We start from the raw sequence: 18790 nt of genomic DNA on the forward strand, positions 1-18790 counted from the left end.
CTTTACTTACTTTTTAATTATCTGTTACAGATGCCAAAGAAATTCTAAAATTGGTTTCCTCTTGTCTTCGTGAATAAGATTATTGTATTTTGCATTCACTAACCAAACCAAAAAATATGGCCGCAGGCGGATCAAACATTGCCATTTACGGTGCTATAGGTGCCAATTTACTTATCGCAATTAGCAAATTTACAGCTGCGTTTTTTACAGGAAGTTCTGCAATGCTGGCAGAAGGAATTCATTCCCTGGTAGATACAGGGAACGGTCTCCTCCTGCTGCTGGGGATTAAAAGATCTAAACAAAAACCAGATAAGATGCATCCATTTGGCTACGGGAAAGAAGTATACTTCTGGAGTTTTGTGGTAAGTATTCTCATTTTTGCGCTTGGGGGCGGCTTTGCCATTTATGAGGGAATTCATGCACTTCAGGAACCTACGGTTATTGAAGATCCTACTTGGAATTATATCGTTTTGGGTGCCGCAATACTTTTTGAAGGGACTGCTCTTTTTGTGGCCCTAAAAACCTTTAATAAATCACGTGCTAAATCTGGTAATCTCATTAGCAGCATTGTAAGGAGCAAAGATGCGGCTACTTTCGCAGTGATTATTGAAGATACCGCAGCCGTGGCAGGTTTAAGTATTGCATTAATAGGCGTTTTCTTATCTCAGCAGTTGCAGAATCCCTATATAGATGGTGCTGCTTCTATTGTTATTGGTTCTCTTTTGCTGGTAGTAGCAACATTTTTAGCTAAAGAAAGCAAAGGGCTGCTGCTTGGGGAAAGTGCTCACCCCGAGGTAATTAATGAAGTTGAAAAAATTATGCAGCGCAATAGTAATGTAAAGGAATGGTCTCTGCCGCAAACCATGCATTTTGGCCCTGAAAATATTTTGCTGGTTATAGAAATTGACCTAATAGACGACCTGGAACTGAGCCAGGCAGAACAAACCATGGAAAGCTTACGTCTTGAAATAAAGAAAAAGCAGCCCACTATTACCCAGGTATATATACAGACCACAGAAAAGGTGAGGAACCGGATTGCCGGGGAAAGTTAAACATAAATGAATCTACTAATTTTAAATTGATTTTAATCTATGGCGGGCAATTCTAATATCGCCATCTACGGCGCTATAACAGCTAATATTTTAATTGCAGTGAGTAAATTTATCGCCGCTATTTTTACAGGAAGTTCTGCAATGCTTGCTGAAGGAATACACTCCCTGGTAGATACCGGAGACGGATTTCTACTGCTCCTTGGAGTTAGTAGATCTAAAAGAAAGGCAGACCGTCATCATCCTTTTGGTTACGGAAAAGAAGTATATTTTTGGAGTTTTGTGGTGAGTATCCTCATATTTGCCCTTGGGGGTGGTTTTGCTATTTATGAGGGCATACATTCCCTCCAGCATCCTGAACTTATAGATGATCCCACGTGGAACTACGTGGTGCTTGCCGCCGCGTTCTTATTTGAAGGAACTTCTCTTATAATTTCTCTTCGCAAATTCAACAAATCTCACGATCATCCCGGCAACATTATCAGTAATATAATAGAAAGCAAAGATGCTTCCACTTTTGCAGTAATTATAGAAGACAGTGCTGCTGTAACGGGAATTATAATTGCCATCCTGGGAATTTTCCTTTCAGTACATTATCAAAATCCACTTTTTGACGGGATTGCGTCTATTTGCATTGGAGCCCTGCTGCTTACTGTGGCTACTTTCCTTGCCCATGAAAGCAAGGGTTTGCTGCTTGGGGAAAGTGCCCGTTCTTCTGTTTTAAGTGGCATTGAAGAGGTTCTTAAATCCCGGAATTACATTGAGCAATGGAAATTTCCAAAGACCATGCATTTTTCTCCTGAAAATATTCTTTTGATCCTGGAAATTAAACTTTCTGAAGGACTGAACCTGGAAGAAGCTGAAGAAAAAATGCAGGAACTCCGTGAAGAGATCCAGAAAAAACAACCAAAAATTAGCCAGATCTATATACAGGTTATAAATGGTATGGAAGACTCCTCTTCAGCTTCGCCAAAAAATTCCTAATTAGTCGAGGATCCCGCTTCCGGATTTCAAAAACATGCACCAGCGTCCTGGCCGATCTGTTTTTCATAGCTGTTTTCAGAATCAAAATGCTATCTTAAATGTTTCTTTATAAAGGCATAATTATCTTGGAGAGCTTTGTCAAAATAGGTTTATTGTAGGGAATAAAAAAAGATTTTATGGAGACCAATTATGAATTTGTTCACCTTCAGAAAAGTGAACGCCTCGAAGATTACACTCAGAAAAAATTAGAAAAACTTGAAACTAAGTACGACTTTATAGTTCGTGCCGAAGTACATTTCAAAAAGCAGGAGGGGCAGGATCCCAATGGTTTTATTTGCAATATAAAGTTAAGTGTCCCCGGGCCGCAAATATTTGCTGAAGCTAACAAAGATAGTTTTGAAGCCGCTGCAACATCTGCAGTAAGGGATCTTGAAAAACAGCTGGAAAAGCAAAAAGCTAAAATGAGTACGCATTAAAATCTAGCTGCTTTAAGTATTAAAAGCCCCTTTGATTCACAAGGGGCTTTTCTTTTTACTGGAAATCTATTGTTTATTTAACCTGTTCGCGAGAATTGCCGGTAATGGTATTTTTATCTACTGAAGATACCTCTTCATTAGTTAACCTGGATTTAAATTCATTAATAATACCTCCTTTAAGTAACACCCTTATCTGGCGATCACTCATAGAATGTTTTACTTCAAATTCCACAGGCTCACTTCCTTTTGCTGCTTTTTGAACCCGTACCTTAATATTATTTCTCTGCTCTACATCCTGTCTTAAATTCTTAAAGCTTACCACATCTCCCTGCTCGATTTTGCCATAGTCTTCCAGATTGATAAATTCCAGAGGAAGTATCCCAAAATTTACCAGATTTTGCCATGCAATGCGCGCATAACTATTAGCAATTACAGCCACCTGTCCAAGGTATTTGGGAGCAAGGGCAGCGTGTTCCCGGCTGGAACCCTGGGCATAATTATCCCTGGCTACCACTATATGTCCTCCAAAATCTTCCTTGGCTTTTTGTGCTCTTTCGTAAAAAGTTTTGTCTATTACAGAGTAAGAGAATTTACTAATCTCAGGCAGGTTACTTCTAAAAGGCAATACTTCAGCTCCTGCTCTCAGGATCTCATCTGTAGAAATATTATCTTCCATCTTTAATAACACCGGTACATCTGCACTGTCTGCTAAGGGTTGAATTTCAGGAAGAGACTTAATATTAGGACCTTTTTTTAGTTCTACTTCATCTCCATTTTCTGCAGGTTCCACAAGCATATCTGTATTGATAATTTCCATTTCCGGCTGCTCATATTTTGGATAAGTCATATTATACAACTTCTCCATATCGCGCGGATCGGTTATTTTACCGGTTAATGCTGAAGCTGCTGCTGTTTCAGGGCTACACAAATGTACCTGGTCATCTTCTGTTCCGGACCTGCTGGGGAAGTTTCTTGGCATGGTACGCAAGCTAATGGTCCCTGATGCAGGTGCCTGTCCCATTCCTATACACCCCATACAGCCCGATTGGTGAAATCTAGCCCCCGCGGTAATAAGATTGGCAAAGGCTTTATTTTCTATCATATTCTGAATAATCTGCCGTGAGGTGGGATTCACATCAAAAGAAACATCATTATTTACAGATTTGCCTTTTACAATGGCTCCAGCCATCCAAAAATCCCTAAGACCGGGATTGGCAGAGGATCCAATTACCACCTGGCTTATGGTTTTACCCGCCACTTCACTAACCGGCACCACATTTCCCGGGCTGGTAGGCAGGGCTATTAAAGGAACCAGGTCATCCAATATAATTTCATCATGCAAATCGTATTCGCAACCTTCATCTGGCAATAATTCCCTCCAGTCCTCTTCCCTGTGCTGGGATTTCAGGAACCTTTTGGTTTCCTGGTCGCTGGGAAATACTGTGGTGGTGGCTCCAAGTTCCGCTCCCATATTGGCAATTACATGGCGGTCCATGGCATTTAGATGTTTTAATCCTTCACCATAATATTCAATTACTTTTCCCACTCCACCTTTTACATCATATCTTCGCAACATTTCCAGTATTACATCCTTAGCACTCACCCAGTCGGGTAACTTTCCCGTGAGTTTTACTCCCATTACCTGGGGCATTTTAACAAAATAAGGCTGGCCGGCAATAGCGGCTGCAACATCCAGCCCTCCTGTACCTATCGCTAGCATTCCAAGGGATCCTGCTGCCGGAGTGTGACTGTCTGATCCCACCATGGTTTTTCCAGGCTTCCCAAATCGCTCCATATGTACCGGATGGCTAACCCCATTTCCTGGCCGGCTAAACCAAATGCCAAATTTTTGTGCTGCGCTTAACAGGAACAGGTGGTCATCAGCATTTTTAAAATCTGTTTGCAACAGGTTGTGATCTACATACTGTACGGCAACTTCGGTTTTCGCCTTTTTAAGCCCCATTGCTTCAAGTTCAAGTTGTACCAGTGTTCCGGTTGCATCCTGGAGCAAAGCCTGGTCAATTTTTATCCCTATTTCTTTTCCAGGAGTCATCTCTCCTTCAAGCAGGTGTTCTTTAATCAGTTTTTGTGTTACGTTTAATTGTGACATAGTTGGAGATTTTAGCTTCAAATTATCAAAATAGATTCAAACCTATAGGCCATTTAACAATATCTTATAGCATTTGCTTCCCTGTTTTCCTTATTTTCAATCCTATTCCAAAAAATCGCAAATAAGAAATAAATGGATATAATTTTAAAACGCGCCATTGTTGGCGGGGTGGTATCTACTGTTGTAATGGGAACCGGAACTTTTATACTGGGGGAATTATCTGGATACAAAGCCATGGAACTGCTCTCGTCTTCACTCTCAGGGATTAATATGCTGTGCAACACAGTAATTCTTGGCTCTTCCACCATTCTTGCGTTAATGCTTACATTGCTAAGCATTAGCCGTGCAGCAGATTCCAGCCTTACTCAAAAGCATTACCAGGATGTGCTAAGGCTGGCAAAGTATGATACCGCACTCATTATAACTGCGATTATAACCTTTTTAATGCTCAATCTGCCTATAGTGGAAAGCCATGAAGTGCCGGAAAACTGGTATGTTACCATTTACTACATCAGCCTTGGGATGGCGGCTATACTTGGCGGTGGTTTAATAGCGATAGTCACTATGTTATATGGTACTATAGCCAATATCATCCTGATTGTTGGCCTTGGCGTTAAAGATCATCCACTTGTGAATTCTGAAGATAATGATGAAGCCAGGGAAGAAGCGCAAAAGCAACAAAAGGAAAAACAACAAAAGGAAGAATCAAGAAATAATCAGCCAAAAGAAGAAAAGCAAACCACTTAAAAAGGCCATTTGAAAATATCCCTGTTTTAGTTATCTCTCTTCCCGACCCCTGTTTAACAGGATGTTGAAGGAGCCAGCTGATACTTTAAAATGGCCTTTTCCAGAATATTATATTAGAATAATTAGCTTCTGCTAAGGTTATTGAGGATATCAATTTGATGCCCTTCTTCAAGATTAAATCCTGGTTTGCCTTTTCTGGGGAAGAAATATGTGAACGGATCTTCAAAAGCGCTCCAGCTTTCAGCTAATCCATAATCATTATTTTTATTCTCATTTTCAGGACGGCTGAAGGTGTTGAGATCGGAATCATAGTTAGATCCCACCGCATCTTCGCCGGGGAAAAGCATACCATCGTTGATCTCAGAATATATCAACACAGATTCTCCTCCATTGCCCGGTAGATCAATTACTTTAAGCGCAAAATCCTTTAGAACCGTTTCTTTGGCGGTAATATCTTTGGTTTTAAAGTTGTCTTTAAAGTTATTTCTGGGATGTGCAAAAACCGGAGCTCCGCCGGCATCTTTAGAAATTGTTGCAAGATCTGCATAGGCAGAATCCATAATATGATCACAGGTAATTAAAATTCCTTTAATTCTGTACCCATCTTCCACCAGTTTTTTAACAGCATTTTTAGTAGATTCTTCCACCACATCAATAAGGATCATGTCCTGGCGGTTTATGTGTCTTATGGCATATCCCTGGTTAAAAACGCCATCTTTTTCTTCTCCTTTTATTATAAATGTATCGGGAATAAGTTTCAGGAATTTCCCCGTTTCTCCCTGCTTAATAAATTCAGCCGACTGGCTGTGCAATACCTCCATCTTATCTACAGTCTTCATATATATCTTGATTTTAAATTAGTTTCTTCAAGATACAAATTCAACAACTTCTTCTCAAAGGTTTTTTAGAAGGGTTTAACTGCCTTTTAGCAGTTAATTAACGGCATATGCAAATGCTGAAAATCTTCCGTGATGGGAGAGCGAGAAAGCGTGCCGTTTATGCTTTCCACAATAGAGCAGCTGCGGAATGCCATTAGGATGTTTTAAAATTTCAACATCTTCTGATTGGAGCCTGTGAAGCCTGGAGAAAGAGGATATTAGCGCTTTTTTTAGAGCCGTTTTTTCGCTGAAAATTTTAAATTTTATCTCTTCGGAAGGTGAAGCTGTGGCAAGACAGTGAATAAATCCTTCTGAAAGTTTAGCATCTGTAGAATATTTAAAATTCTGAATATAAACAGTTCCAGATATTCTAAAATCCATAGAAACCTTGCAACTGCACTTAAACTCTTTAGGATTGAATTTCCTAGATAGGTTAAACCTGCGCTGGTGCGCTTTGTAGACAGCCTCCTTCATGGTCCAAAACAGCCAGAATTGCTCTTCCGGGAACTTTGAAGTTCTTATTACATATCGCTCCGCTTCAGTTAAAACTTTCTCCTGCAATCCGGGTCTCATAAAATTGCTTTCCCTAGCGGCAAGCTCTAAATCAACAATATCGTTCCCTATCACTTCTCCTCCAGTTTTGCCTGGATGATCCTTTTTGCATCACCTACAGTCAACATGCCTTCCATAGAATCATTATCAATTTCAATATCAAATTCATCTTCCACATCCAAAATCACATCTACCAGGTTGGCGGAATTTATTTTTAGATCATTCAGAAAATCTGTTTGTTTATTAAAATTTTCCAAACCTTCCTGGCGTTGTACGTATGGAGTCACAATTTTTTTTATCCGCTCTGTTATTTCAAGATCTGTCATTCTGTAAATAATAAAAAATTTAAGTTTAGTGTATAAGGTCTAAAAAGCTTCAATATTTTTTAAAGATAACCACGGCATTTACATCTCCAAAACCAAAGCTGGCTTTGGCTAATATCCTGGAAGAACATTCCAGCGTTTGCTGCAGGATTTTTTCCGAAGGTATTATTCCGGTTATGTGGGGATGGGGATCTTCGCAATTAATATTTCCAAAAATAAAGTCTTTGTATAACTGCAAAACCCCGGCCACGCATTCTATACTGCCTGAAGCACTTAAACAATGCCCGGCCATGCCTTTAAGAGAATTAATAAAAGGAAACTCCTTTTTTTTAAGTTGCAAGGCTTCCTTCCAGTTTCTTACTTCTGCCACATCTCCGCCGGTAGCGGTTAAATGCCCGTTTATCGCATCAATTTCTCCGGGTTTTATTCCTGCGTTTTTTAAAGCTCCTTTTATACAACGTTGGACAGCTTCATTGTTGGCTGCTGTCATACTACCTCCACCGCGCTGGCCGCCACTATTCACTTCCCCGCCTAAAACTTCAGCATAAATTGTGGCTCCTCTTTGTACGGCAGATTCCAAGTCTTCAAGAAGCAAAGCTCCTGCCCCACTGCCGGGAACAAAACCTGCCGCTGTGGTACTCATGGGACGGGAAGCTTTTTCAGGATTCTCATTATACTTTCCCGGGAGGATTCGCATAGCATCAAAGCCTCCCCAAACATAAGGCCCGTCATCTCCGCAACTTCCAACCAACATTCTTTTTGCTTTTCCCAACCGGATGCGTTCATAACCCATTAGTAAAGCCTCAGTGCCTGTAATACAGGCAGAAGAATTTGTAGTAACCTGATTGCCGCATCCTAAAATCCCTCCCAAATAGGCACTTATCCCGCTGGCCATGGTCTGGATAACGCTGGTACTGCCTAATCTTCTGGTTTTGCCTTCATCAATTAGGTGAATGGCTTCCCGAAATTTATCTACTCCCAGGATTCCGGTTCCAAAGATAATCCCCGAATTCCAGTCTGGGCTTTCTTCCGCAGAAGTTGCCAATCCGGCATCTTTCCAGGCATCTGTACCCGCTATTACCCCGTAAACAATTCCGCTGCTGTTAAGGCCCCGCATTTGCAAAGGAGTAAAATATTCTTTTATCTTTTCTTCTGAAATTTGTGGCCTGCCCCCTATCTGGCAGCTAAAATTAAGTTTATGTAACTCCTCGTGGTAGGTTATCCCGCTTTTACCTGTTTTGACAGCCCATTCAAAATCCTTAATTCCAACTCCATTGGGAGCAGCCACGCCAAGGCCGGTAATTACCACACGTTTCTTCATTTTGTAGGTTTGCAGTTTGTTTTTGTAGGTTTTTTATGGATATGCTGTATGGTATTTGTTTTTGGAGGCAATTTTAACTCCATTTTTCTTTTTCTTACCGGCCGTTACCCATTATCATTTTGAATTTCTAACCTCTACTTTTATCTAACTTCTTTCCATTCCCTTCATCATTCCCGCCAGGATTCCTTTACAAATTAGATTCCCTTCAGCATCAAACATTTCCACCCGGCATTTCAGCTTTTGGAATCTAAAATAGATCTTTTCTGATTTTACGGTGACCTGCTCCCCCGGAAACACCGGCTTAAGGAATTCCACTTCCGAAGAAGTCATTGCCACACCTGGTGTTGTATCCTGAGGTTTATCCTGGCTTAGTAAAAAAATTCCCAGGCATACCAGACCAATTTGTGCCATACATTCAGTTAAAATTACCCCGGGCGTAATGGGATTGTCTTTAAAGTGTCCTTTATAAAAGAAAGCATCAGCAGGGAAAGAGTAGCTGCCGGAAACACTATTTTCATCAATAGTATGAATATGATCTACAAATAAAAAAGGATCTGTATAGGGTAGTTGGGAAAGTAGCGTATTAGCATTCACAGGCATTCAGGTTTTACATTAAATGTTCGCCACCATTAACAGGAATAATAGTGCCGGTTATCCAGCTGGCTTCATCCTTGCTTAAGAGGTAAACCGCATTTGCCACATCTTTGGGTACGGTAAGCCTTTTAAAAGGATTATGTTTTAGGGCGTGAGTGTGCAGGGTTTCATTGTCTGGGATCATTTGGAAAGACCTGGTAACGGTAATCCCTGCCTGGATGCAATTTGCTCTTATCCCATGCGGCGCAAATTCCAGCGCAATATTTCTGGTTAAGGCTTCCAGGGTAACTTTTGCGGCTGAGACGGCGGCATAATTCTTCCAGGCTTTCTTATTGCCTTCACTTGTAAAAGAAATAATACGGGCATCTTTGGCAAAAAGGCCTGCCTTAAAAATATCCTGAGTCCAGTCGTAAAGGCTTAAGGCCATGGCATCTATGGTAAGCTGAAAATCTATATTTTCCAGCTGCTCTTCTTTCCCTATCATTGGCTTAAGGTTTCCTTTGGCAATGCTATGTAACAACGTCCTTATTTTTCCTTCTTTTCCAACAATTTCAGTTATCTGGTCTACCAGGTTCGCCCTTTTTTCCTTCTGAATGGCATCTACATTAAAACTTTCAAATTCTACTCCCGTCTCTCTTATTTCATCAAAAGACTCTTCAATATTGGGAATTTCAGACCTGCGGTCCCTGTGCACGATAATAATATTCATGCCATGTTTTGCCAGTTTACAGGCACTGGCATAACCAAGGCCGCTACTTCCCCCAAGGATTAGCGCCCAGTAATTTTTGTCTTTAAATTCTTCTACCATTGCAATAAAATTCTTTGCGCTGAAAATCCGGGGCCAAAACTCAGCATTATTCCCTGTTCCCCTTCAGGAATATCTTTTTCTAAAAACCGCTGCAAAACATAAAGCACGGTGGCACTGCTCATATTCCCGTACAGGCGAAGCACCTCCCGGGTATCATCTATATTCTTCCCTAAGTTACCAAAAAGATCAGACACTGTTTGCACAATTTTTTTCCCACCCGGATGGAAAATAAGATGGTTCACCTTTTCTATGCTGCTGTTGTTTTTTTTCAGAAAAGGGAAAATAATATCTTCAAAGCGGTTTGAAATGGTTTCGGGGACTGCAGGATCCAGGATCATTTGAAGCCCTGCATTGGTAAGCCCAAAGCCCATGAGGTGTGTGGCATCATAAAAATGGTACATTTCTTCAGCCAGTATTTCGGGCCCTTTAGCATTTTCTTCCGAAGAAAGCAAAACACAGGCTGCCCCGTCTCCAAAAATAGCCGCGCTAACCATATTAGCCATACTAAAATCTTCCAGCTGGAAGGTGGCGGTAGGACTTTCTACAGCAATTACGGCAGCTCTTTTTCCTGGGTTCGATTTCAGGAAATTATTGGCATAGATCATTCCGGAAATTCCTGCGGCGCAACCCATTTCTGTTACCGGTAACCTGGTAATATCCTGCTTTAGCTGAAGTTCATTAATAAGATAAGCGTCCAGGGAAGGGATCATAATTCCCGTACAGCTTACGGTAATGATATAATCCAGTGATTGCGGTTGCCATGAGGCCGCATCTAAAGCATTTTTTAATACTTTCCTGCCCAGTTTTTTAACTTCCCGGGCATAAATATCATTCTTTTCTTCAAAAGAAGTAGAAGTGAAAACTTCTTCCGGGGACATGATAGAGTATCTTTTATCTACCCCGGCTCCTTCAAAAATTTTTACAATCTTCCGGCGAAATCTTTCCTCCTGCCCTTCCAGCCAGCCTTCTACCATAGGAATAACTTCTGTTGTTTTCCTGGAATATTTTGGAAGTTCCTTTACTGCTTTTATAACTTTTACGCTCATAAATTTAGTGTTCTTTTTCTATAATCCACTGGTAGCGAAAAGCCCATTTCCAGCTTATATTTTGTTTTAGTGAAGGAAGTTTGGAAGCCATTATGGCTATTTCTTCTTTTTTAAAACCACGCAGGATGGAGATTAAACCATCTTTACGGGCAATTTCATTATTGATAAATACTTTGCAAAATGCCTGGAATAACCTGTAAGCTGTTTTGCTTCGGTGGAGGTCATTAATCACAATTCCTAAAGTTGCCTGATTATAAAAATCTTTCAACAAGCTTACAATTTGCTCATCTTTAAAATGATGCAGCGTGAGTGTGCAAAGGATAATATCGTACTTCTGGCTCTTAAATTCTTCGCTAAAAATATTTAATGCTGAAAATTGCAGTTCCGGGTAAGAAGTGTTTAACTCCCTCGCAATCGCTATAGCATGAGGATTAGCATCAATACCCACCAGTTGAAATTTTCTTCCCTTTTTTCTTCCCCATTTGGCGATCTCCCTTAGTACTGCGCCGTTGCCGCAGCCAACATCTGCAATGCGTATTTTTTGTTCTTTCGGAATATCTTTTAGCAGGGTTTTCACACCGTCTAAGGTGATCTGGTTCCCTCCAAGCCACTTATTGATATTATCCAGGTCCTGCAGGGTTTTTCTTAATTCCTTCCCGCTTAGTTCAAAATCATCCATGACTTCGGCTAAATCGGTTCTTCTGGAAGTATCAATTTTACTCATGCTGCTAAAGGCTTTCCATGGGTTCTTTTAATAATTTCAGGAATTAGAAAGGGCATTTTTTTAATCATATTTTGAGAAATTTCGGCCAGGCCTGGATTCAGCAATATTTTTTGAAGAATCCTGCCGGTTCTCATTCTGGTTTTAAAATTTTTCTCCCACTCATTTTTATATGAAAATTCAACAGCCTGCCTGTCCCTAATTTCCTTTTTATAATTAGCTATAATCGCTTCCGAAGCAATTTTTGCACTGTGAATAGCCATAGCCATCCCATTGCCGCAAAGCGGATGGATTAATCCGGCGGCATCTCCCAGCATTAGTATATGATCTTCTACAACAGATTTTTTATCAAAAGAAACCTGGGCTATGGTGAGATCTTTGTCGAAAAGTGGCTGGGCTTTTTCAAAAAAGCTTTTCAGTACAGGATTTTTAAAAAGGACATTTTCCTTAAGATCTTCAGGATTTTTATATTTCCCGAAGCTCTCATAAGTCGCCAGGTAGCAAACATTCACATTGCCGTTCTCCACTTTGGAAAGGCCACAATAGCCACCTTTAAAATTGTTGAGGGAAACCAGTTCCTCATCAAATTGATCCTGACGATAATGTGCCTTTACGGCCAGCCATCCGGATTTTTTCCGAATAAAATCCCGATCCAGTTTTTTATCCATCAGAGAACGCTTTCCAAAAGCACCTAATACAAAACGGGCTTTAATTTTATTTCCCCCTGCGCAATTTACCAGAAAAGAGTTCTCCTTAAACTCAACATTGGTAACTATTTCCTGGAGGATTGTAGCCCCTTTTTCCAAAGCCTTTTCATATAAAAAATTGTCTAAAGCATACCTGCTTATCCCAAGCCCTCCCATTTTTAAAGCGGAAGCAATAGTGCGGCCGGTAGAAGTGCTAAATTCCAGGCGCTTAATCCTTTTAGGGGCCAGAGAGGAAATATCCACTTTTAAAGCTGAAAAGTATGGCAATATCTCCTGCGAAAGATATTCCCCGCAAACCTTGTGGTGGGGAAATTTTTCTTTTTCCAGAAGCACAACATCCAAGTTGTTGGCAGACAGATGTATTGCAGCTGTTAAACCGGCCAAACCTCCTCCAATAATTGCGATATCTGCATCTCCCATAAATTGAAGATACTTAAAAGAATAAAAAAATCCCGGTTAAGGACCGGGATTTAGGAAATGTTTATGGTAAAGAAATTTTTATTCTTCAGTTGCCTGCTTGGCTTTTTCTTTAAGATCCTCACTTGCAACAATGGCTAACTCCACTCGCCTGTTCTTGGCCCTGCCCTCTGCCGTAGTATTGTCATACTTTGGCTGGGCTTCTCCATACCATTTTGTGGTAAACCGTCCCTGGGAAAGGTTTCCGTTATTTACAAGATAATTAGTTACCGCCTGTGCACGATTTTTGGATAAGGTTAAATTATAGCTTTCAGGGCCTGTATCATCTGTATGTCCTTCCACAAGTACATTGGTATCTGGGTATTCTTTTAAAATAGAAGACAATTTGTTCAAGGTTTGCTCAGACTCTGCATTTATATTTGCTTTATCTGTAGCAAAATAAACTCCGCTGTTTTCATCGAAGGTTACATTAATGCCTTCTCCCACTCTTTCTACTTCTGCACCCGGAATTTCTTCTTCAATCTGCTTGGCCTGTTTATCCATCCGGTTACCAATATAACCGCCAGCGGCACCACCAACAACCCCGCCAATAATGGCTCCAAGTGCAGTGTTGCCATCTCCGGTATTATTACCGATAACCCCGCCTATCACCGCTCCGCTAGTTGCGCCTATCACCGCGCCTTTTTGCTTATTATTGGCATTTTTAGTTGCCTCGCATCCCACTAACATGCACATGGCAAAAAGGATGGCGAAATATTTATTTGTTGATTTTCTCATAACATTCATTTTTAATTTTTACTAAAGTTCATTCGTATTACAAAAGGTTCCCCTTCAAGCATTACGGTTTGTTCCCAAACCATACTATCCTGGCTAAGACTTCTAAGATTCATACGGAATCCCTGTCCTCCCATTGTAGAATTCGCATTTTCATCTGTTGGTTTCAGAAGAAAATCATACATTCCCTGCGGAGTGTTCTCTTCATCTATAGACCAGTTAAAATAACGTGTTCCACTGGCACAATTAGCGCCCTGCAGCGTGTAAGTTCCCTGGTTGTTATTGGAAACAAAATCCCAGGTACTGTTTTCAAAACAGGAAGCCGAAGCGTCATTTAATAAAGTGACATTAAATGTACCCGTGTTCTGCGGATAGGTAACACTGGTTAGCGTCCATCCACCATCAAAGGTTTTACGGGCTTCTTTAGCCACCTTGCTGGTTCCGCAGGAAAAAATAAATACCGAGACAATGAGTACGGTGAAAATCTTTTTCATTTTACTTGTTTTTAATTAAAATAAAAACCCAATGCAAATGCCGGCATTTGCCGAAAAAATACATTGGATTTATTTTTGTTTTTAATTCTCCTTATTTCCTAAATAATCTGCTTAAAAGAGAGATTACCAGTAATACAACAAATATCCAAAAGATAATTTGGGCGATATCGGCAGCTCCCTCAGCTATTCCACCGAAACCAAAGATTGCAGCGATTATAGCGATAATTAAGAAAATAATAATTAGTCGTATCATAATAATTGAATTATTGATTAGCTATAACTAAAGTACTCTACCCCTCTGCGGCAGGCAAAAGATTATTAATACTTTAACAGTGGTTATGTTAATAGATCTTAATTAATTACCTCTAAAGTTGTTAAAATATTAGTATTCTGTTAATTGAAGTAGCTTTTCCCTCAGTCGTTGTTTAGGAAGGTATCCTTGTTCCAAGGAAGCGGCAAAGGGAATGGGAGTTTCCATGCTTCCTACCCTAAATACCGGGGCATCAAGATATTGAAAGCAGTTTTCTGAAATTTGTGCGGCAATTTCTGAAGCAATGCTACCAAAGAGGGAATCTTCAGTAAGGACCAACACTTTCCCCGTTTTTCGAACCGATTGAAAAATTGTTGAAAAATCTAAAGGCTGAAGGCTTCGCAGATCTATTATCTCTACCTCCCTAATTTCCATTTCCTCAATAGCTTCAAGAGCCCAGTGTACTCCTGCGCCATACGAGATTATTGTGATTTTATTACCTTCTTTTATAATGGAAGCTTTCCCCATCTGCAGGCTAAAATATTCTTCAGGAACATCCTGCCGCACACTCCTATACAAAGCTTTATGCTCAAAAAAAAGCACTGGATTAGTATCGTTAATTGCAGCATTCAGCAAACCTTTGGCATCGTAAGGAAAGGCCGGATATAATACTTTTAAACCCGGGACTTTTGTAAACCAGGCTTCATTGGTCTGGCTGTGGAAAGGACCAGCACCAACCCCAGCACCGCAAGGCATACGTATTACCACATCTGCAGGTTGATTCCAGCGGTAATGGGATTTGGCCAGATAGTTTACAATGGGATTAAATCCGGAACTCACAAAATCTGAAAATTGCATTTCCACAACCGCTTTCATGTTATTGATAGAAAGGCCCATAGCTGCACCCACCACAGCAGATTCACAAATGGGCGTATTGCGAATACGTTCTTTACCAAATTCTGCTACAAAGCCTTCCGTTATTTTAAAGACCCCACCATATTCGGCCACATCCTGTCCCATTAAAACCAGGTTCTCATGCTTTTGAAAAGACTGCCGAAGTGCCTGTGAAACAGCATCTACAAAACGTATATTTTCGGTTTTTTCTAAATTCCTATTATACTGATATTCAAATTCTTTAAAAACATCATTTAACTCATTTGATTCATTAAATGACACCTGTTCTTCAGAAAAAGATTTGCTGAGGTTTTCTTCTATTTCAAGTTTTATTTCCTGCTCAAACTGTTGTTGAATTTGCGGCGTAAGTATGCCTTCTTTTAGGAGATAATTCCTGTAATTTTCTATAGGATCTTTTAAAGACCAGGAAGCCATAAATTCTTCAGGCACATACTTTGTGCCACTGGCCTCTTCATGCCCCCTCATACGAAAGGTCTTGAATTCCAAAAGCACCGGCCTGGGGTTTTCACGCATACTTCTGGCTATTTCAGAAGTTTTTTGATAAACTTCAAGTATATTATTTCCTTCTATAATATGTGATTCCATACCATAACCTGCGCCGCGATCTGCCAGGTTTTTGCAACGGTATTGTTCATTTACAGGAGTGGAAAGGCCGTAGCCATTATTTTCAATACAAAATAATACCGGCAAATCCCATACAGCAGCGAGGTTTAAAGCTTCATGAAAATCGCCTTCACTGGTACCGCCTTCTCCTGTAAAAACTGCGGTTACCTTATTTTCCTTTCTAATTTTGTGGGCAAGGGCAATCCCATCTGCCACTCCAAGTTGGGGGCCTAAATGAGAAATCATCCCAATAATGTGATACTCCTGGCTACCAAAATGGAAACTGCGGTCGCGGCCTTTTGTAAATCCTCCTGCTTTTCCCTGCCACTGGGAGAATAACCTATGTAGAGGAATGTTTCTGCCGGTAAAAACGCCCAGGTTGCGATGCATGGGAAGAAGGTATTCATCTGGCCTTAGTGCCTTGGTCACTCCTACCGCCACCGCTTCCTGGCCAATCCCGCTAAACCATTTAGATACTTTTCCCTGCCTTAAGAGGATAAGCATTTTTTCTTCTATTAAACGTGGTTTTAGCATAGATTGATACAAATCAAGAAGTTGATTTGCATCCAGCATACCACGATCATAATCAAAAATACAGGAAGCTCTTTTATGTAGTGGCATAAAATGAAGTTTATCAAATGTACTTAAATTTCTATATGCCCGGAAACTTAAATTTTTACGGCATCTCGCTTTATTTATTTAAATTTGTCTATTGACTCTATAAATAAATACCACACAATATGGCAATGAATAATATTCCCAGCGTAGATCTGGCTGATTTTCTCTCTGATGATCCTGATAAAAAACAAAAATTTGTTGATGAAATTGGCAAAGCTTATGAAGAAATAGGTTTCGTGGCCCTTAAAAATCATTTTTTAAGTGATGAACTTGTAGATGAACTTTACAAAGAGGTAAAATCATTTTTTAACCTTCCGCTGGAAACCAAACGCAAATATGAAATTGAAGGACTTGCAGGGCAAAGAGGCTATATTTCCTTCGGAAAAGAACATGCAAAAGGAAAAAAAGAAGGAGATCTTAAGGAATTCTGGCATTTTGGACAGGAGCCTGCCGAAGATGCAAACCTTACCGAAGAATACCCTGAAAATGTACATGTAGAAGAATTAAAAGATTTTAATCATGTAAGTATGGAGGCTTACCGGATGCTGGAAAAAACCGGAATTTATGTTCTTAGAGCCCTTGCTCTCCATATTGGGCTGGAGGAGCATTATTTTGACCATTGGGCAAGTAATGGAAACAGCATTCTGAGACCTATACACTACCCGCCAATTACCGAAGAGCCAAAGGGGGCTGTACGTGCCGGAGCACATGGCGACATCAATTTAATTACCTTATTAATGGGAGCTTCCACCGGGGGGCTTCAGGTGTTGAGGAAAGACGGGGAATGGATTGATGCCATTCCGCAGGAGGATGAGCTTGTGATTAATGTTGGGGATATGCTGGAAAGGCTAACCAATAATAAACTGCGTTCCACAGTACACCGCGTTATCAATCCGCCTAAAGAAGAATGGGGCAAACCACGTTATTCCATTCCATTTTTTATGCACCCCAGAAGCGAAATGCCACTAAACTGCCTGGAAGAATGTATAGATGAAGAGCATCCTAAACAATATGAAGATATTACCGCAGGTGAATTTTTACATCAGCGGCTTGTGGAGATAGGATTACTAAAAAAGTAAGTTATGGCAAAGAAGAAACTGGGACTGGAAGATCTTGGAGGTTTTGTTTTTTCAACTGATGAAGATTTTGATGAAAATCAATTTTCCGAAGAAGATCAACATCAGAATTTAAAACCTGAAGAACAGGAGCTGGAAGCACATTTTAGCAGTAAAGGCCGTGGCGGGAAAACCGTAACTATCATAAAAGGTTTTGAAGGCCCTGAAGAAGAACTCATAGCCTTAGGGAAGAAGTTGAAAAAGAAATGCGGCGTTGGCGGTTCTGCCAAAGATGGCGAGATTATTATACAGGGAGACGATCGTGAAAAAATAATGCAGCTGCTTGAGAAAGACGGCTATAATGTAAAGCGTGTTGGAGGTTAAAAACTCCGCCACGCTTTTTTATCTAAATTTATGAGCAGTAAAACCATACACATTATTAATGGCGACAGCCTGGCAGATAAAATGCAGGAGCTTGATATCCCGGGAGAAAGTATTGTCTGGAGGGAATTATTATGTGAAGGCCCCACAGCACAAGAAGTTGGGAGTAATGAATTTATCAGGCTACGAAAGGGATTTTTAGAGCAAACATATGGGATATCTGCTGAAGATTATGAAGAAAAATTCCTGTCTCAACTCCAACTTCTAAAGCGAATAGAAGAGTATGATGCGGTGGTACTATGGTTTGAATTTGATCTTTTTTGCCATATTAATATGATTGCTGCAATAAGTTTTTTCCTTAGCAATAAAAAGGAAGTGCCTATGCACCTGGTTTGCAGCAAAAAGCTGGAAGGAGACGAAGGACAAAAATCCCTTTGCCAGCTTAGCAGTAAACAACTTTTTAGCCATTATAAAAACAGGATCAAACTCACATCAGACGATCTTGAAATTGCCGAATATATATGGGAATTGTATTGCAGTAACAATCCTATGCAACTTAAATCCCAGATTAAAAGAAACTCTAATTTTGAATATCTTTCCAGTTGTATACGAGCACATATAGAGCGCTTTCCAAACAGTACCACCGGAATTAATTCATTGGAAAGTCATGTTCTGAAAATAATTAACCGTCATGAAATTTCTTCAGAAAACCAACTTTTGGGTTATGCTTTGGAATATCAGGGCTATTACGGCTACAGCGACACCCAGATGAAACGTTTGCTTACCAAGTTGCAGGGGTTTTACCTTCTGGAAAATGATAAAGTAATATTATCTAAAGAAGGAGAGCAGGCCATAAATGGAACTAAGAATTTTTACAGGCAGCTTAAAAATGAAGAATATTTTGGCGGGGCCAAGATGTATGACTTCCTTTACGATCCTGAATCGCACAGATTACTAAAACTTTAAT

21 protein-coding genes are annotated in these 18790 nt (G+C 40.2%); 7 read left to right on the forward strand and 14 right to left on the reverse strand.

What is annotated here, in order from left to right; genetic code table 11:
* Positions 1 to 116 precede the first annotated feature (116 nt).
* The 3 genes from AB8M93_RS03410 (at position 117) to hpf (ending at position 2509) form a co-directional block, all read left to right on the forward strand.
* Positions 117 to 1052: a cation diffusion facilitator family transporter gene (locus AB8M93_RS03410; protein ID WP_373056233.1), complete on the forward strand. Its 936-nt coding sequence runs from the start codon at positions 117 to 119 to the stop codon at positions 1050 to 1052.
* A 39-nt stretch (positions 1053 to 1091) separates the two neighbouring features.
* Entirely contained in the window at positions 1092 to 2033 is a 942-nt protein-coding gene (locus AB8M93_RS03415) for a cation diffusion facilitator family transporter (protein ID WP_373056234.1), read from the forward strand.
* Between the two features lie 176 nt (positions 2034 to 2209).
* Positions 2210 to 2509, forward strand: coding sequence for a ribosome hibernation-promoting factor, HPF/YfiA family (gene hpf / locus AB8M93_RS03420; RefSeq protein WP_373056235.1), 300 nt, complete (start codon positions 2210 to 2212; stop codon positions 2507 to 2509).
* Positions 2510 to 2582: 73 nt separating this feature from the next.
* Here the strand turns inward: hpf and AB8M93_RS03425 are convergent, their stop codons facing one another.
* Positions 2583 to 4619 (reverse strand): aconitate hydratase, encoded by a 2037-nt coding sequence (locus AB8M93_RS03425; protein WP_373056236.1) that lies wholly within the window; start codon positions 4617 to 4619, stop codon positions 2583 to 2585.
* A 132-nt stretch (positions 4620 to 4751) separates the two neighbouring features.
* Between AB8M93_RS03425 and AB8M93_RS03430 the strand changes: the two genes are divergently transcribed.
* A complete protein-coding gene (locus AB8M93_RS03430) occupies positions 4752 to 5366 on the forward strand; it encodes a hypothetical protein (RefSeq protein ID WP_373056237.1) in 615 nt (204 codons plus the stop codon).
* Between the two features lie 122 nt (positions 5367 to 5488).
* Here the strand turns inward: AB8M93_RS03430 and AB8M93_RS03435 are convergent, their stop codons facing one another.
* The 13 genes from AB8M93_RS03435 to AB8M93_RS03495 form a co-directional block, all read right to left on the reverse strand.
* Entirely contained in the window at positions 5489 to 6205 is a 717-nt protein-coding gene (locus AB8M93_RS03435; protein ID WP_373056238.1) for an MBL fold metallo-hydrolase, read from the reverse strand.
* 93 nt (positions 6206 to 6298) lie between these two features.
* The gene (locus AB8M93_RS03440; protein ID WP_373056239.1) at positions 6299 to 6871 is read right to left on the reverse strand and encodes a 4'-phosphopantetheinyl transferase family protein; all 573 of its coding nucleotides are present in this window, start codon (positions 6869 to 6871) and stop codon (positions 6299 to 6301) included.
* Entirely contained in the window at positions 6868 to 7122 is a 255-nt protein-coding gene (locus AB8M93_RS03445) for a phosphopantetheine-binding protein (RefSeq protein WP_373056240.1), read from the reverse strand. The genes AB8M93_RS03440 and AB8M93_RS03445 overlap by 4 nt, the downstream gene beginning before the upstream one ends.
* Before the next feature lie 49 nt (positions 7123 to 7171).
* On the reverse strand, positions 7172 to 8440 hold the full coding sequence (locus AB8M93_RS03450; RefSeq protein ID WP_373056241.1) for a beta-ketoacyl-[acyl-carrier-protein] synthase family protein: 1269 nt from the start codon (positions 8438 to 8440) through the stop codon (positions 7172 to 7174).
* 144 nt (positions 8441 to 8584) lie between these two features.
* Entirely contained in the window at positions 8585 to 9034 is a 450-nt protein-coding gene (locus AB8M93_RS03455) for a 3-hydroxyacyl-ACP dehydratase FabZ family protein (protein WP_373056242.1), read from the reverse strand.
* 13 nt (positions 9035 to 9047) lie between these two features.
* Positions 9048 to 9842, reverse strand: a complete 795-nt coding sequence (locus AB8M93_RS03460) for an enoyl-ACP reductase FabI (protein WP_373056243.1) — start codon at positions 9840 to 9842, stop codon at positions 9048 to 9050.
* Positions 9836 to 10888 carry a type III polyketide synthase gene (locus AB8M93_RS03465; protein ID WP_373056244.1) on the reverse strand — a complete coding sequence of 351 codons (1053 nt, stop codon included), beginning with the start codon at positions 10886 to 10888 and terminating at the stop codon, positions 9836 to 9838. Before AB8M93_RS03465 ends, AB8M93_RS03460 begins: the two co-directional genes overlap by 7 nt.
* Positions 10889 to 10892: 4 nt before the next feature.
* Positions 10893 to 11612 (reverse strand): methyltransferase domain-containing protein, encoded by a 720-nt coding sequence (locus tag AB8M93_RS03470; RefSeq protein ID WP_373056245.1) that lies wholly within the window; start codon positions 11610 to 11612, stop codon positions 10893 to 10895.
* Positions 11609 to 12736 carry an NAD(P)/FAD-dependent oxidoreductase gene (locus tag AB8M93_RS03475; RefSeq protein WP_373056246.1) on the reverse strand — a complete coding sequence of 376 codons (1128 nt, stop codon included), beginning with the start codon at positions 12734 to 12736 and terminating at the stop codon, positions 11609 to 11611. The genes AB8M93_RS03470 and AB8M93_RS03475 overlap by 4 nt, the downstream gene beginning before the upstream one ends.
* Before the next feature lie 78 nt (positions 12737 to 12814).
* A complete protein-coding gene (locus AB8M93_RS03480) occupies positions 12815 to 13510 on the reverse strand; it encodes a YiaD family glycine zipper/OmpA-like lipoprotein (protein WP_373056247.1) in 696 nt (231 codons plus the stop codon).
* Between the two features lie 11 nt (positions 13511 to 13521).
* On the reverse strand, positions 13522 to 14001 hold the full coding sequence (locus AB8M93_RS03485) for a lipocalin (RefSeq protein ID WP_373056248.1): 480 nt from the start codon (positions 13999 to 14001) through the stop codon (positions 13522 to 13524).
* 91 nt (positions 14002 to 14092) lie between these two features.
* Entirely contained in the window at positions 14093 to 14254 is a 162-nt protein-coding gene (locus tag AB8M93_RS03490) for a DUF1328 family protein (protein ID WP_311499112.1), read from the reverse strand.
* A 129-nt stretch (positions 14255 to 14383) separates the two neighbouring features.
* Positions 14384 to 16390, reverse strand: a complete 2007-nt coding sequence (locus AB8M93_RS03495) for an alpha-ketoacid dehydrogenase subunit alpha/beta (RefSeq protein ID WP_373056249.1) — start codon at positions 16388 to 16390, stop codon at positions 14384 to 14386.
* 125 nt (positions 16391 to 16515) lie between these two features.
* Here AB8M93_RS03495 and AB8M93_RS03500 point away from each other — a divergent pair, with 125 nt between their 5' ends.
* From AB8M93_RS03500 to AB8M93_RS03510, 3 genes are read left to right on the forward strand one after another with little or no spacing between them, the layout of a single operon-like run.
* Entirely contained in the window at positions 16516 to 17466 is a 951-nt protein-coding gene (locus AB8M93_RS03500; RefSeq protein ID WP_373056470.1) for an isopenicillin N synthase family dioxygenase, read from the forward strand.
* Positions 17467 to 17469: 3 nt separating this feature from the next.
* A complete protein-coding gene (locus tag AB8M93_RS03505) occupies positions 17470 to 17826 on the forward strand; it encodes a translation initiation factor (protein ID WP_373056250.1) in 357 nt (118 codons plus the stop codon).
* Between the two features lie 30 nt (positions 17827 to 17856).
* Positions 17857 to 18789 carry a DUF1835 domain-containing protein gene (locus tag AB8M93_RS03510; RefSeq protein WP_373056251.1) on the forward strand — a complete coding sequence of 311 codons (933 nt, stop codon included), beginning with the start codon at positions 17857 to 17859 and terminating at the stop codon, positions 18787 to 18789.
* The last annotated feature ends 1 nt before the right edge of the window (position 18790 follow it).

This window comes from Autumnicola aciditolerans, assembly GCF_041679265.1.
GTDB lineage: Bacteria > Bacteroidota > Bacteroidia > Flavobacteriales > Flavobacteriaceae > Autumnicola.

Excerpts from the sequence above, each read along its gene's own strand:
- AB8M93_RS03410 (WP_373056233.1), top strand. The coding sequence starts at position 117 with ATGGCCGCAGGCGGATCAAACATTGCCATTTACGGTGCTATAGGTGCC.
- AB8M93_RS03415 (WP_373056234.1), top strand. The coding sequence starts at position 1,092 with ATGGCGGGCAATTCTAATATCGCCATCTACGGCGCTATAACAGCTAAT.
- hpf (WP_373056235.1), top strand. The coding sequence starts at position 2,210 with ATGGAGACCAATTATGAATTTGTTCACCTTCAGAAAAGTGAACGCCTC.
- AB8M93_RS03425 (WP_373056236.1), bottom strand. The coding sequence starts at position 4,619 with ATGTCACAATTAAACGTAACACAAAAACTGATTAAAGAACACCTGCTT.
- AB8M93_RS03430 (WP_373056237.1), top strand. The coding sequence starts at position 4,752 with ATGGATATAATTTTAAAACGCGCCATTGTTGGCGGGGTGGTATCTACT.
- AB8M93_RS03435 (WP_373056238.1), bottom strand. The coding sequence starts at position 6,205 with ATGAAGACTGTAGATAAGATGGAGGTATTGCACAGCCAGTCGGCTGAA.
- AB8M93_RS03445 (WP_373056240.1), bottom strand. The coding sequence starts at position 7,122 with ATGACAGATCTTGAAATAACAGAGCGGATAAAAAAAATTGTGACTCCA.
- AB8M93_RS03450 (WP_373056241.1), bottom strand. The coding sequence starts at position 8,440 with ATGAAGAAACGTGTGGTAATTACCGGCCTTGGCGTGGCTGCTCCCAAT.
- AB8M93_RS03460 (WP_373056243.1), bottom strand. The coding sequence starts at position 9,842 with ATGGTAGAAGAATTTAAAGACAAAAATTACTGGGCGCTAATCCTTGGG.
- AB8M93_RS03465 (WP_373056244.1), bottom strand. The coding sequence starts at position 10,888 with ATGAGCGTAAAAGTTATAAAAGCAGTAAAGGAACTTCCAAAATATTCC.
- AB8M93_RS03470 (WP_373056245.1), bottom strand. The coding sequence starts at position 11,612 with ATGAGTAAAATTGATACTTCCAGAAGAACCGATTTAGCCGAAGTCATG.
- AB8M93_RS03475 (WP_373056246.1), bottom strand. The coding sequence starts at position 12,736 with ATGGGAGATGCAGATATCGCAATTATTGGAGGAGGTTTGGCCGGTTTA.
- AB8M93_RS03480 (WP_373056247.1), bottom strand. The coding sequence starts at position 13,510 with ATGAGAAAATCAACAAATAAATATTTCGCCATCCTTTTTGCCATGTGC.
- AB8M93_RS03485 (WP_373056248.1), bottom strand. The coding sequence starts at position 14,001 with ATGAAAAAGATTTTCACCGTACTCATTGTCTCGGTATTTATTTTTTCC.
- AB8M93_RS03490 (WP_311499112.1), bottom strand. The coding sequence starts at position 14,254 with ATGATACGACTAATTATTATTTTCTTAATTATCGCTATAATCGCTGCA.
- AB8M93_RS03495 (WP_373056249.1), bottom strand. The coding sequence starts at position 16,390 with ATGCCACTACATAAAAGAGCTTCCTGTATTTTTGATTATGATCGTGGT.
- AB8M93_RS03500 (WP_373056470.1), top strand. The coding sequence starts at position 16,516 with ATGAATAATATTCCCAGCGTAGATCTGGCTGATTTTCTCTCTGATGAT.
- AB8M93_RS03505 (WP_373056250.1), top strand. The coding sequence starts at position 17,470 with ATGGCAAAGAAGAAACTGGGACTGGAAGATCTTGGAGGTTTTGTTTTT.
- AB8M93_RS03510 (WP_373056251.1), top strand. The coding sequence starts at position 17,857 with ATGAGCAGTAAAACCATACACATTATTAATGGCGACAGCCTGGCAGAT.